The organism is Oxalobacteraceae bacterium OTU3CINTB1, assembly GCA_024123955.1.
GTDB lineage: Bacteria > Pseudomonadota > Gammaproteobacteria > Burkholderiales > Burkholderiaceae_D > Rugamonas.
Window position 1 is genome coordinate 2518287 of the sequence record CP099652.1, and the last position, 13511, is coordinate 2531797.

Sequence of the window (13511 nt, forward strand, 5' to 3'; positions counted from 1 at the left end):
TTGGAGTGTCAATGGCCCGATCACCGTTTTCCTATATTCGTAGCGGCTTCGCTTTCTTCTGGCGGGCGCTCGACGCCGGCCGCCGCACGATCCTGAACCTGCTGTTCCTGGCGCTGCTGATCGCGTTGGCCTACGCCATCTTCGGCGGCGGCTTCAAACCGCTGGGACCGAAGACCACACTGGTGCTGGACCTGAAAGGGCAACTGGTCGAACAGTCCAGCGTCAGCGCGCGCGAGGCGCTGGTCACCAGCGCGCGCGGCGGCGAAACGCTGAAGATGATCCAGCTGCGCGACGTGCTTACGGTGCTCGACACGGCCGCCAAGGATCCGTCGATTGGCGCCGCCGTGCTGCTGACCGACGAAATGGAAGGCGGCGGCCAGGCCATGCTGCGCGAAGTGGCGGCGGGCCTGGACCGCTTCAAGGCGTCCGGCAAGAAGGTGGTGGCCTGGGGTTCCAGCTACGACCAGCGCCAGTATCTGCTGGCCGCCCATGCCAACGAGGTCTATATGCACCCGATGGGCATGGTGCTGATGGAGGGTTTCGGCCGCTATCGCAACTACTACCGCGACGCCCTCGATAAAGTCGGCGTGACGGTCAACCTGCTGCGCGTGGGCACCTACAAGAGCTTCGGCGAGCCGTATATCGCCAACGGCCCGTCGCAGGCGGCCAGCGAGGCGGAATCGTATCTGAACACCGCGCTGTGGACGTCCTACACCAATGACGTCGAAAAGGCGCGCAGGATGCCGCAGGGGCAGATCATGAAGAACATCAACGACCTGCCGGCCAAGGTGGCCGCGCTCAATGGCGACATGGGCAAGCTGTCGCTGTCGGACAAGCTGGTCGACGGCCTGAAAACCCGCGATGAAATCCGCCAGATGATGATCAATCGCGGCGCGCTGGACCTCGACGGCAAGAGCTTCCGCCAGGTCGGCTTCGACGAATACCTGGCGCGCGCGCCGCACAAGCTGACCGGCGACGCTGTCGGCGTGATCGTGGCGCAGGGCGAGATCAGCGACGGCACCGCCGGTCCCGGCGCCATCGGGGGCGATTCGACCTCCAAACTGATACGCGCGGCGCGCGAGGACAACGGCATCAAGGCCATCGTGCTGCGGGTCGATTCGCCCGGCGGCAGCGCCTTCGCCTCGGAGCTGATCCGCCGCGAGCTGGAATTGACGCGCGCCGCCGGCAAGCCGGTGGTGGTCTCGATGGGCAACGTGGCCGCTTCCGGTGGTTACTGGATGTCGATGGCGTCCGACGAGGTGATCGCCGACGCCAACACCATCACCGGTTCGATCGGCGTGTTCGCCATCCTGCCGACCGCCGACAAGGTGATCGACAAGCTGGGCATCCACACCGCCGGCCAGCCGACCACCTGGCTGGGCGACGCCGGCAATCCATTGCGTCCGCTCGATCCGCGTTTCGCGCAGGTCATCCAGGGCAGCATCAACCATATCTACGCCGAGTTCACGACCCGCGCGGCCAAGGCGCGCAAGACGACGCCGGAAAAAATCGACGCGGTGGCGCAGGGCCGTGTATGGACCGGCGCCCAGGCCAAGGAGCGCGGGTTGGTCGATACGCTGGGCAGCTACAACGATGCGTTGAAGTCGGCGGCCAAGCGCGCCAGCCTTGGCGGCGATTTCCGCGTGGTGTATATCGAGCGTGAAACCAGCAAGTTCGATCGCATTGTCGATATGCTGGGCGGTTCGGCGGCGCAGGCGGTGGCCAAGGCGATCAGCCAGCAGGTGAATCTGGGCGTGGCGGCCAGCACCGGTTTGCCGCCAAGTGCGGCGACCGGCATTGCCAAGGATCTGGGCTGGTTGTCCGAATTGACGGCGTCGCGCAAGCCGTTCACCGCGATCACGCACTGCCTGTGCGAGTCGCCATAATTGATTGACGTTGTCGTCGGCGCTTGTGCGGGCCGCCGACGTTTTATGCGCTATTCTTTATGCTTTACCCGATGCCAGCGGTAACGTGATCTCGAAACCGCTCCGCCCATCGGCCATCAACACGCAACGCGCCTCGCCGCCATGGCGGCGCGCGATTTGCCGCACCAGCGCCAATCCAAGCCCCGCGCCACTGTTGTCCCGCGTATTGCGGCGGCGATAAAACGGCTCGAACACCCGTTCGAATTCCGCTTCCGGCACGCCCGGTCCGTTATCCCACACCGTCAGCCTGGCCGTGCCGCCGTCATTCGCGATGCTCACATTCGCCGGCGGCTTGCCGTGCCGGTGCGCGTTCTCCAGCAGATTGCGCAACAAGCGTCGCAGCAGGCGCGGATCGCCCTGCATCACGGCCGATTCCCCATCGAGCACCGCTTCGTCGTAGCGTGCGCATTCCTCCGCCGCCAGTGCCAGCAGGTCGATTTCCTCCAGGGTGGTGTCGTCGACCACGGCCCCCAGCCGGCTGGCCAGCAGGATTTCGTCGAGCAGTTCATTGAGTTCGGCGATGTCCTGTTCCAGGCCGGCGCGGCGCTTGGCGTCGACGCCGTCCTTGATCAACTCCAGCGCCAGGCGGATGCGCGCCAGCGGCGTGCGCAATTCGTGCGAGGCGTTGGCCAGCAGCGTCTTGTGGGCGCCGACCAGCTGCTCGATCTGGTCGGCGGCGCGGTTGAAGCTGAGCGCCAGCCGCGCCACTTCGTCCTTGCCCTCGACCTGCACGCGTGCCTTCAGGTCGCCGGCGCCCAGCAAGTCGACACCGTGCTGCAGGCGCTCGAGCCGTTTGGTCAGCCCGCGCACCAGTGGAAAGGCGGCGATGCCCAGTCCCACCGCCAGCAGCATCAGCGCGTTGTTGAGCATTCCCCTTGGGCGCGCGAAGCCCAGCGGCTCGCTCGACAGCAGCTTGCGGCCGTCGGGCAGCCGCACAAACGATTCCGGCGGCGGTCCGGTGATGCCGCGCTGGCGCCAGTGGCGCGCCGGGATCTGCTCGCCGACCACCGCCAGCGCCCTCCAGTCGCGGGTGTAGAGCGTCATGTGCGCGTTCAGGCCCCTGGCCACGTTCTCCAGCGCCGCCTGCTGCTGCGCGCGCGGCGCGTCCGGCGGCGCCAGCACGTTCTGCATCACCCGCGACAAGGTGACGTTGGAGCGCTCCAGCGGCCCGCCGCTGCGGCTCCACACCTGCTTCACCGCCAGCGAGAACAGCAACAGGATGATCAGGATCGCCGCGTAGAAGCGCAGGTACAGGCGCGGCAGCCCGACGCCGATGCCGAAGTTCGGGCGCTTCATCAATCCTGCACCTTGGCGAACAGGTAGCCGGCGCCGCGCACGGTAATGATGCGGCGCGGTTTTTTGGGGTCGTCTTCGACGGCGGCGCGGATGCGCGACATGTGGACGTCGATCGATCGGTCGAACGCTTCGATCGGTTCGCCCTTGAGCAGTTCCATCAGGCTGTCGCGCGAGAGCACGCGCCCGGCGTGGCGCGCCAGCACCAGCAGCAGGTCGAACTGGTAGGCGGTCAGTTCACAGGGCACGCCGTCGATCCGGGCGGAATGCGAATCGGGATCGATCTCCAGCCGGCCGAAGCGCAGGAATTCGCCGCGCCCGAGCGTTCCCGCCCCGCGCGGCGCACTGTCCAGATGGCCGAGATCGACCCGGCGGCGCAGAATGGCGCGCAGGCGCGCCAGCAGCTCGCGTGGCTCGAAAGGCTTGGGCAGGTAGTCGTCGGCGCCCATTTCCAGGCCGACGATGCGGTCGATGGCGTCGCCGCGCGCGGTCAGCATCAGCACCGGCACGTCCGAGACGGCGCGCGCCTGGCGGCAGACCTCCAGGCCGTCCATATCGGGCAGCATCAGGTCGAGCACCACGGCGTCGACCTCGCCGGCCCCGATGTGGCCGACGGCCGTGCGGCCATTGGGCGCATGCGTGACGCGGAAGCCGGATTGGCTCAGGTATTCGGTGAGCATCTCGGCCAGGCGGGGATCGTCCTCCACCAGCAGTATGCGGTCGTTTGTCGTATTCATGCGGTTCATTCTACGGACAGGCGCGCGGCTTCACAAGGTTGGGCGGCCGCCGCCATGTACCAGGTCTCAAAGGTGCAAGTGTGCTGTTTCAGCATGTCGCGGGAATGTCAAACCCGTAAAGAAATGTAAAGCGGGATGAACGCTTCGTGGGGAAATCGTCAGTTTTGTAGCGAGTTTGTAACCCGGGGTTGCAGGCCCCTGACAGGCAAGGGTGCATATGCTAGAGTCCACGCATCAACCGCCATGGTGTTTTTGCCATGGACACGCAAGCCTCTAAAAGGATAACAATGGATTCGCAAGCCACGCCGACTCAGAACGTCAACCCACCGAAGCGCAGCCGCCGCAGTAAAGTCGTCGGCGGCGTGATCGCTGTCGCCGCGATGGCGGCGCTGGGCGGCCTGGCATGGTATCTGACCCACCAGCCGGCGCCGACGGCGGCCGGCGGGCCGCCGGGTGCCGGCGGTCCGGGAGGCCCCGGCGGGCCCGGTGGCCCGGGAGCGGGCGGCGGCCGGCGCGGCGCGCCCGCAACCACCGTTGGCGTGGCGACGGCGCTCAAGGTCGACATTCCGGTGACCCTCGATGCGCTGGGCACCGTGACCGCCGCCGCCACCACCACCGTGCGGCCGCAGGTATCGGGCATTTTGCAGAAGGTGCTCTTCAAGGAAGGCCAGATGGTCAAGGCCGGCCAGGTGCTGGCGCAGATCGATCCGCGTCAGTTCGAGATGGCGCTGCTGCAGGCCAGCGGCCAGCGCCAGCGCGACGAGGCGCAGCTGGAAAACGCCAAACTGACGCTCCAGCGCTATCAAACGCTGCTCAAGCAGGACTCGATCGCCCGCCAGGACGTCGATACGCAGGCGGCGCTGGTCAAGCAGCTCGAAGGCACGGTCATGACCGACCGCGCCGCCGAGGGCACGGCCAAACTCAATCTGGGCTACACCAAGGTGATCGCGCCGATTACGGGCCGGGTCGGCCTGCGCGTGGTCGATATCGGTAACCTGGTCGGCTCCGGCGACGCCACCGGCATCGCCGTGATCACCCAGCTGTCGCCGATCGACGTGGAATTCTCGATTCCGCAGGACAGCGTTCCGGGCGTGATGCAGCGCGTGAACGAGGGCGCCGCGCTGCCGGCGCTGGCGCTGGACCGTACCCGTACCAATACCCTCGACAGCGGCAAGTTCGCGGCGATGGACAACCAGGTCGATACGCAAACCGGCACCGTCAAGGCCAAGGCGCGCTTCGACAACGCCAAGTCGAACCTGTTCCCGAGCCAGTTCGTCAACGTGCGCCTGGAACTGCGTACCATCAAGGATGCGATCATGGTGCCGGTGAACGCCGTGCGCCATGGCACCAAGGGCGATTTCGTCTGGGTGCTCAAGGACGACAAGAGCGTCACCATGCGCAGCATCACGCGCGGCGAGGCGACCGTCGACAGGGTGCAGATCGCCAGCGGCCTGCAAGCGGGCGAGCAGGTGATCACCGAGGGCGCCGACCGCCTCAAGGAAGGCGCCAAGGTGACCTTGCCGGGCGCCGGGGCCGGTCGCCGCGCGCATGGCGCTGGTGCTGCCGGTGCCGCCCCTGGCACGCCGGCCGCCGCCGACGCCGCGTCGGCGCCGCCCGCCGAGCGCCGCCACCGTAAAGAACAGGGCGCGGCACAATAATGAGTCCATCCGCTCCATTTATCCAGCGGCCGGTGGCGACCTCGCTGCTGATGCTGGCGATCGTGCTGGCCGGCCTGGTCGGCTTCAAGTTCCTGCCGCTGTCGGCGCTGCCGCAGGTCGACTTCCCCACCATCCAGGTGCAAACGCTGTACCCGGGCGGCAGTCCGGAGGTGATGGGACAGACCGTGACGGCGCCGCTGGAACGCCAGTTCGGCCAGATGGCGGGCCTGCAGCGCATGAGTTCCACCAGCGCGGCCGGCGTCTCCATCATCACGCTGCAATTCGGACTGGGACAGACGCTGGAGGTGGCCGAGCAGGAAGTGCAGGCCGCGATCAACGCCGGCTCCTCGTTGCTGCCGACCGATTTGCCGGCGCCGCCGATCTACGCCAAGGTCAATCCGGCCGACGCGCCGGTGCTGACCTTGGCCATCACCTCCGACACGATGCCGCTGACCGAGGTGCAAAATATCGTCAACACGCGCCTGGCGCTGAAGATCAGCCAGGTCTCCGGCGTCGGCCTGGTGACGCTCAGCGGCGGCCAGCGTCCGGCGGTGCGGATCCAGGCCGACACCAACGCGCTGGCGTCCTATGGCCTGGGCCTGGACACCTTGCGCACGGCGATCACCGCCGCCAACGCCAACGGCGCCAAGGGTAGTTTCGACGGCCCGACCCGCGCCTACACCATCAACGCCAACGACCAGCTGGTGGCCGCCAAGGACTACCAGAACCTGATCCTGGCGTACAAGAACGGCGCCCCGGTGCGCCTGGCCGACGTGGCGCAGGTGGTCGACAGCGCGGAAAACGTGCAGCTGGGCGCATGGTCAGGCAACAAGCAGGCCATCATCCTCAACGTGCAGCGCCAGCCTGGCGCCAACGTCATCGCCACTGTCGATGCCATCAAGGCCCGCCTGCCGGAGCTGGAGGCCGGCCTGCCCGGCGCCATGAAGCTGGAGGTGCTGAGCGACCGCACCACCGGCATCCGCGCCTCGGTCACCCACGTCGGCATGGAGCTGGTGCTGGCGGTGCTGCTGGTGGTGCTGGTGATCTTCGCCTTCCTGCATAGCATCCGCGCCACCGTGATCGCCAGCCTGTCGGTGCCGATCTCGCTGATCGGCACCTGCGGCATCATGTATCTGCTCGGGTATAGCCTGAACAACCTGTCGCTGATGGCGCTGACCATCGCCACCGGCTTCGTGGTCGACGATGCGATCGTCATGATCGAGAATATCGCCCGCTACATCGAGGAGGGCGAGACGCCCATGGCAGCCTCGCTCAAGGGCGCCAAGCAGATCGGCTTCACCATCATCTCGCTGACTGTGTCGCTGATCGCGGTGCTGATACCGCTGCTGTTCATGGGCGACGTGGTGGGCCGGCTGTTCCGCGAGTTCGCGATGGCGCTGGCGATCACGATCCTGATCTCCGCCGCGGTGTCCTTGACCCTGGTGCCGATGATGTCGGCGCGCTGGCTGAAGGGCCACGGGGAAGAGCAGCCGAGCCGTTTCGCCGTGCGCTTCCAACAGTTCTTCGACTGGGTGATTGGCCATTACGACCGCGCGCTGATCTGGGTGCTCAAACACAGCGGCCTGACCTTGCTGGTGGCACTGGCCACCTTGCTGTTGACGGTGCTGCTGTACGTGGTGATCCCTAAAGGGCTGTTCCCGACCCAGGACACCGGCCAGTTGCAGGCGCGCCTGGAAACCGGCAAGGCCGTTTCCTACGCCAGGATGGCCGAGCTGCAGCAGCAGGCCGCCCGCCTGGTGCTGGAAGACCCGGACGTGGCCACGCTCAGTTCCGTGGTCGGCGTCGACGCCGCCAACAACACCATGCTCCATACCGGCAGCATGCTGATCAACCTGAAGCGCGAGCGCACCGGCAACCAGCAGGAGACCATGGAGCGCCTGCGCAACCGCGTGGCGACGATCCCAGGCCTGACCTTGTATTTGCAGCCGACCCAGGATTTGACCATTGACGCCGAAACCGGGCCGACCCAGTTCCGCGTGTCGATCGAAGGCGCCGACAACGCCTCCGTCAACGAGTGGGCAACCAGGCTGGCGGAGCAGATGCGCACCAAGAAGGAGCTGCGCAACGTCGTCTCGGACGTCGGCGCCAGCGCCAACGCCGCCTACATCACCGTCGACCGCGATACCGCCTCGCGCCTGTCGGTCACCGCCGCCTCGATCGACGACGCGCTGTACAGCGCCTTCGGCCAGCGCATCGTCTCGACCATTTTCACCGAAACCAACCAATACCGCGTAATCCTGGAGGCGAAAAGCGACGACATCACAACGCCGCAGGACCTGGGCAACCTGCAACTGCGCACCGGCTCCGGCAAATCGACGCCGCTGTCGGCGCTGGCGACCATCAGCGAGCGCGCGGCGCCTTTGCAGGTGACGCACGTGGCGCAGTATCCGGCCACCACCCTGGGCTTCGATACCGCGCCGGGCGTCTCCCTTGGCACGGCGGTCGACAGCATCAAGCAGGCCGCCGCCGAGATCAAGTTCCCGCCGTCGGTGACGTTGACCTTCCTCGGCGCGTCCGGCGCCTACCAGGCCTCGCTGTCCAACCAGCTTTGGCTGATCCTGGCGGCGGTGGTGTGCGTCTACATCGTGCTGGGCGTGCTGTATGAAAGCTATGTGCACCCGCTGACGATTTTGTCGACGTTGCCGTCGGCCGGCGTCGGCGCCTTGCTGGCGCTGTGGATCAGCGGCCAGGACCTGGGCGTGATCGGCATCATCGGCATCATTCTGCTGATCGGCATCGTCAAGAAGAATGCGATCATGATGATCGACTTCGCCATCGAGGCCGAACGCGAGGGCGGAAAGCCGCCGCGCGAGGCGATCCACCAGGCCGCGCTGCTGCGCTTCCGTCCCATTCTGATGACGACCCTGGCCGCGCTGTTCGCCGCCGTGCCGCTGATGCTGGGCTGGGGCGAGGGCGCCGAATTGCGCCGCCCACTGGGCCTGGCCATCTTCGGCGGATTGATCGTCAGCCAGCTTCTGACCCTGTTTACGACGCCGGTGATCTACCTGGGCTTCGATAGCCTGGCGCGCCGCTTCGGCGGCGGCAAGCCGAATGCGCCGGCGGCCAAACCCGCGCCGGCCGAAGGCGGTGCGCTGTGAACCTGTCGTCGCCCTTCGTTAAACGGCCGATCGCCACCGTCCTGCTGACGATCGGCATCGCGCTGGCCGGCATCGGCGCGTTCTTCGTGCTGCCGGTGGCGCCGCTGCCGCAGGTCGATTTCCCCATCATCACGGTCAACGCCAACCTGCCGGGCGCCAGCCCGTCGACCATGGCCAGCAGCGTCTCGACGCCGCTCGAGCGCCATCTGGGCGTGATCGCGGGCGTCAATGAAATGACGTCCAGCTCCAGCACCAGCTCCGCCAATATCACCTTGCAGTTCGATTTGAACCGCAACGTCGACGCCGTGGCGCGCGAGGTGCAGGCGGCGATCAACGCCAGCCGCGTCGACCTGCCGGCCACCTTGCGCAGCAATCCGACCTACCGCAAGGCCAACACCTCCGGCTCGCCGGTGATGATCCTGGCGCTGACGTCCAAAACGCGCACGCCGGGCCAGATTTACGATGCCGTTTCCAACACCGTGCTGCAACGCCTGTCCCAGGTGACCGGCGTCGGCGACGTGGAACTGGGCGGCGGCTCGCTGCCGGCGGTGCGGGTCGAACTCAATCCCTATGCGCTGAACCGCTACGGCCTGTCGATGGAGGATGTGCGCGCGGCGATCCAGGCCACCAACGCCAACCGCCCGCGCGGCGCGCTGCAAGGTCAGGGCCGCCGCCTGCAGATCTACACCGAGTCGGCCAACGCCAGCGGCGGGCGCAACGCCAGGGACTATCAGGACCTGGTGGTCGGATGGCGCAACGAGACGGCGATCCGCCTCAAGGACGTGGCCGAGGTGGTCGACGGGGTCGAGGACGTGAACAATCTGGGCCTGTTCAACGGCCAGCCGGCGATCGTCGTGCTGATCCGGCCGCAGGCGGGCGCCAACGTGATCGAGACGGTCGACAGCGTGCGCGCGCAGCTGCCCGCGCTGCAGGCGCAGATGCCGCCCGACGTCAACGTCGCCATCGCCAGCGACAGCACCAACTCGATCCGCTCGTCGCTGCACGAGATCGAGGTCACTTTGATCATTTCGATCCTGCTCGTCGTGCTGGTGGTGAGCGTCTTCCTGCGCAACCTGCGCGCCACCATCGTGCCGGCTGTGGCCACGGTGGTGTCGCTGCTGGGCACCTTCTGCGTGATGTACCTGCTCGGCTTCAGCCTGAACAACCTGTCGCTGATGGCGCTGACGGTGGCCACCGGCTTTGTCGTCGACGATGCCATCGTGGTGCTGGAAAACACCCAGCGCCATATCGAGGCCGGCATGGACCGCCTGTCGGCGGCGCTGCTCGGCGCGCGCGAGGTGGGCTTCACGGTGCTGTCGATCAGCCTCTCGCTGATCGCGGTGTTCATTCCGCTGCTGTTCATGGGCGGCCAGTTCGGGGCGCTGTTCAAGGAGTTCGCCATCACCCTGTCGGCGGCGGTGATGATTTCGCTGGTGATCTCGCTGACCACCACGCCGATGATGTGCGCCTGGCTGCTCAAGCCGGACCAGCATGGGAAACCGCCGGGCCGCGTGGCGCGCTTTTTCGAGGCCGGCTTCGACCGGGTCCTCAAAGGCTACGAACATAGCCTGGACTGGGCGCTGTCGAGCGTCTGGCTGGTGATGCTCAGCCTCGTGTTCGTGATCGGCCTGAATGTCTATCTGTTCGCGGCCATTCCCAAGGGCGGCTTTCCGCAACAGGACACGGGCCAGATCAGCGGCGGCATCCGCGCCGACCAGAGCATTTCGTTCCAGGCCATGCAGGGCAAACTGCGCCAGCTGGTGAACATCATCAAGGACGATCCCGATGTCGCCACCGTGGTCGGCTTCACGGGCGGGCGGCGCGCCGGCGGCGGCTTCATGTTCATCAACCTGAAGCCGGCCAGCGAACGCACCGTGGCGGGCAACGCCGTCATCGCGCGCCTGAGGCCCAAGCTGGCCAGGGTGACGGGCGTGACTTTGTTCCTCAGTCCCGTGCAGGATTTGCGCGCGGGCGGACGCTCGGCCAACGCCAACAACCAGTACACGCTCAAAAGCGACAACGAAGCCGATTTGAAGAAATGGGCCACCCGTCTGGCGGACGCGATGAAGGCCAGGAAGTCGATGGTCGATGTCGACAGCGACCAGGCGGAAAACGGCGTCGAAACCTTCGTCACCGTCGACAAGGACAGCGCCTCGCGACTGGGCGTGTCGGCCAAGGATATCGACAACGCCTTGTACAACAGCTTCGGGCAACGCCAGGTGGCGACCATCTACGGTGAGGTGAACCAGTACCACGTCATCATGGAGGTGGCGCGCGACTACAGCAGGAGCCCGGAATCGCTGAAGGACGTCTACGTGCCGTCGAAGGGTTTGCCCGCGCCCACCGCCAGTAACCCGAGCGGCGCGCCGACGGTCGCCGCGACGGCGACGACGACGGCCGGCGCGACCACCGCCGGCGCCGGCGCCAGCGCCAGCACGGCCACCGCCGCCAACGTCGCCGCGCCGGCGGTCCGGGACGCGTCGTCCGGTTCCGCGCTGAGCACCACGGCCACCACCATGGTGCCGCTGTCGGCGATGGCCAGGTTCGCGGAAAGCTCGACGGCGACATCGATCAACCACCAGGACGGCGAGCTGGCGACGACCATCGCCTTCAACCTGGCCGACGGCGCCAGCTTGTCCGACGCCACCGCCGACATCGCGGCGGCGGAGGCGGAGATCGGCATGCCGAACAATGTGCGCGGCAGCTTCGCCGGCGCCGCCAAGACGGCGCAGGACAGCAACAAGTCGCTGCCGCTGCTGATCCTGGCCGCCATCGTGGTGATCTACATCGTGCTCGGCATCCTGTACGAAAGCCTGGTCCATCCGGTGACGGTCCTCACCACCTTGCCGTCGGCGGGCGTGGGCGCGGTGCTGGCGCTGCTGATCTTCAAGATGGAGTTCTCGACCATCGCCCTGATCGGCATCTTCCTGTTGATCGGCATCGTCAAGAAGAACGCCATCCTGATCATCGACTTCGCACTGGAGGCGGAGCGCTCACGCGGCCTGTCGCCGCTCGAAGCGGTGCGCGAAGCCTGCCTGCTGCGCTTCCGTCCCATCCTGATGACGACACTGGCCGCCGCCCTGGGCGCGCTGCCGCTGGCGATAGGCTTCGGCGAGGGCTCGGAGCTGCGCCGGCCGCTGGGCGTGGCCATCATCGGTGGCCTGATCGCCAGCCAGTTGCTGACGCTTTTGACCACGCCGGTGGTCTACATCCTGATGGACAAGCTGCGCCGCCGCGGTCCGTCCGAAGAACAATTAAGCAAAATTCACAGCGACCCGTCGCCGAGCACACCATGAGCACATACGCACCAACCATCATCCGTCCGGCGCCGCGCCATCGCGCCATCGCGCTGGCCGTCCTGACCCTGGCGGCGCTGGCGACCGCCGGCTGCGCCGTCGGTCCGGCCTACAAGCTGCCGGAGACGCCGTCGCCGGCGGCCTTCAAGGAAACCGCCACCGATGCCGAGAAGGCAGCCGCCGGATGGACCGCCGCCGCGCCGGCCGACACGCTCGAACGCGGGCCGTGGTGGCAGTTGTTCGGCGACCCGTTGCTGAACCAGCTGGCCGACAGCATCGAGGTCTCGAACCAGAATGTCGCCATCGCCGCCGCCAACTACGCGCAGGCGCGGGCGCTGGTCGGCGAGCAGCGCGCCGCGCTGTTCCCGGCGGTCGATTTGAACGGCAGCGCCACCCGCTCCGGTGGCGGCGGCAACACCCAGAACATCAGCCAGTACCGCGCCAACATCGGCGGCAGCTGGGAGCCGGATATCTGGGGCAGGCTGCGCGCCGGCACCAACAGCGCCCAGGCCAGCCTGCAGGCCAGCGCCGCCGACCTGGCGGCCGCCCGTTTGTCCGCACAGGGCGAGCTGGCCACCAATTACTTCCTGCTGCGCCAGGCCGACGCCGAAAAAGCGCTGCTCGACGCCACCACCGAGGGCTACGAGCGCGTGCTGCAGATCACGCAGAACCGTTTCGACGCCGGCGTCACCACCAAGTCGGACCTGCTGCAGGCGCAAACCCAGTTGGCCAACGCCCGCATCGACCAGGTCACGCTGGTGCAGCAGCGCGCCACGCTCGAACACGCGATCGCGGTCCTGCTGGGCAAGGCCGCCAGCGATTTCGCGCTGGCGCCGGCGCCGTGGAATGTGACGGTGCCCGACGTGCCGGCGGGCGTGCCTTCGACCTTGCTGCAGCGCCGTCCGGACATCGCCTCGGCCGAGCGCTCGGTGGCCGCCGCCAACGAGCAAATCGGCATCGCGCGCGCCGCCTATTTCCCCAGCCTGAACCTGACCGGCTCCTACGGCTTCGGCTCGAACGCGGCATCGGGCCTGTTCAACGCCTCCAACAGCTTGTGGTCGTTGGGACTGTCGGCGGCGCAGACGCTATTCGACGCCGGCGCCACCAGGGCCCGCGTGGCCGGCGCCGAAGCCTCGCGCGACGCCGCCATCGCCCGCTACCGCCAGACGGTGCTGACCGCGTTCGCCGACGTCGAAAACCAGCTGTCGGCCACCAGGGCGCTGGCGCAGCAGCAGGACTTGCGCAGGATCGCCTCCGAGGCGGCCGACCAGGTGGAGGTGCAGATGCTGAACCGCTACCGCGCCGGCCAGGTGGGCTACACCGATGTGGTGACCGCGCAGACCACGGCGCTGAACGCGCGCCGCGCGCTGGTGCAATCGCAGGCCGACCGCCAGACCACGGCGATCGCATTGATCCAGTCGCTGGGCGGCGGCTGGCATTCCGCAAGCGACTAAGGCGGTGGAGGGGCGCGCCCGCTTGGTTT

General features: G+C 67.2%; 7 protein-coding genes. 5 read left to right on the forward strand and 2 right to left on the reverse strand.

Going from position 1 to position 13511, the window contains the following annotated elements; all coding sequences use genetic code 11:
- Nucleotides 1–11 precede the first annotated feature (11 nt).
- Nucleotides 12–1886: a signal peptide peptidase SppA gene (sppA, locus tag NHH73_11010; GenBank protein ID USX28774.1), complete on the forward strand. Its 1875-nt coding sequence runs from the start codon at nt 12–14 to the stop codon at nt 1884–1886.
- 57 nt (nt 1887–1943) lie between these two features.
- Here the strand turns inward: sppA and NHH73_11015 are convergent, their stop codons facing one another.
- Nucleotides 1944–3221 carry an ATP-binding protein gene (locus NHH73_11015; GenBank protein ID USX28775.1) on the reverse strand — a complete coding sequence of 426 codons (1278 nt, stop codon included), beginning with the start codon at nt 3219–3221 and terminating at the stop codon, nt 1944–1946.
- Entirely contained in the window at nt 3221–3955 is a 735-nt protein-coding gene (locus NHH73_11020; protein ID USX28776.1) for a response regulator transcription factor, read from the reverse strand. Before NHH73_11020 ends, NHH73_11015 begins: the two co-directional genes overlap by 1 nt.
- A gap of 287 nt (nt 3956–4242) precedes the next feature.
- Here NHH73_11020 and NHH73_11025 point away from each other — a divergent pair, with 287 nt between their 5' ends.
- From NHH73_11025 to NHH73_11040, 4 genes are read left to right on the forward strand one after another with little or no spacing between them, the layout of a single operon-like run.
- Nucleotides 4243–5613 (forward strand): MdtA/MuxA family multidrug efflux RND transporter periplasmic adaptor subunit, encoded by a 1371-nt coding sequence (locus NHH73_11025; GenBank protein ID USX28777.1) that lies wholly within the window; start codon nt 4243–4245, stop codon nt 5611–5613.
- A complete protein-coding gene (locus NHH73_11030) occupies nt 5613–8732 on the forward strand; it encodes an efflux RND transporter permease subunit (GenBank protein ID USX28778.1) in 3120 nt (1039 codons plus the stop codon). The genes NHH73_11025 and NHH73_11030 overlap by 1 nt, the downstream gene beginning before the upstream one ends.
- Nucleotides 8729–12028: an efflux RND transporter permease subunit gene (locus NHH73_11035; protein ID USX28779.1), complete on the forward strand. Its 3300-nt coding sequence runs from the start codon at nt 8729–8731 to the stop codon at nt 12026–12028. Before NHH73_11030 ends, NHH73_11035 begins: the two co-directional genes overlap by 4 nt.
- A complete protein-coding gene (locus NHH73_11040) occupies nt 12025–13482 on the forward strand; it encodes an efflux transporter outer membrane subunit (GenBank protein USX28780.1) in 1458 nt (485 codons plus the stop codon). Before NHH73_11035 ends, NHH73_11040 begins: the two co-directional genes overlap by 4 nt.
- Nucleotides 13483–13511: the final 29 nt, after the last annotated feature.

Bases quoted from the DNA above. Each gene is read 5' to 3' on its own strand.
- sppA (USX28774.1), top strand. From the start codon at position 12: ATGGCCCGATCACCGTTTTCCTATATTCGTAGCGGCTTCGCTTTCTTC.
- NHH73_11015 (USX28775.1), bottom strand. From the start codon at position 3,221: ATGAAGCGCCCGAACTTCGGCATCGGCGTCGGGCTGCCGCGCCTGTAC.
- NHH73_11020 (USX28776.1), bottom strand. From the start codon at position 3,955: ATGAATACGACAAACGACCGCATACTGCTGGTGGAGGACGATCCCCGC.
- NHH73_11025 (USX28777.1), top strand. From the start codon at position 4,243: ATGGATTCGCAAGCCACGCCGACTCAGAACGTCAACCCACCGAAGCGC.
- NHH73_11030 (USX28778.1), top strand. From the start codon at position 5,613: ATGAGTCCATCCGCTCCATTTATCCAGCGGCCGGTGGCGACCTCGCTG.
- NHH73_11040 (USX28780.1), top strand. From the start codon at position 12,025: ATGAGCACATACGCACCAACCATCATCCGTCCGGCGCCGCGCCATCGC.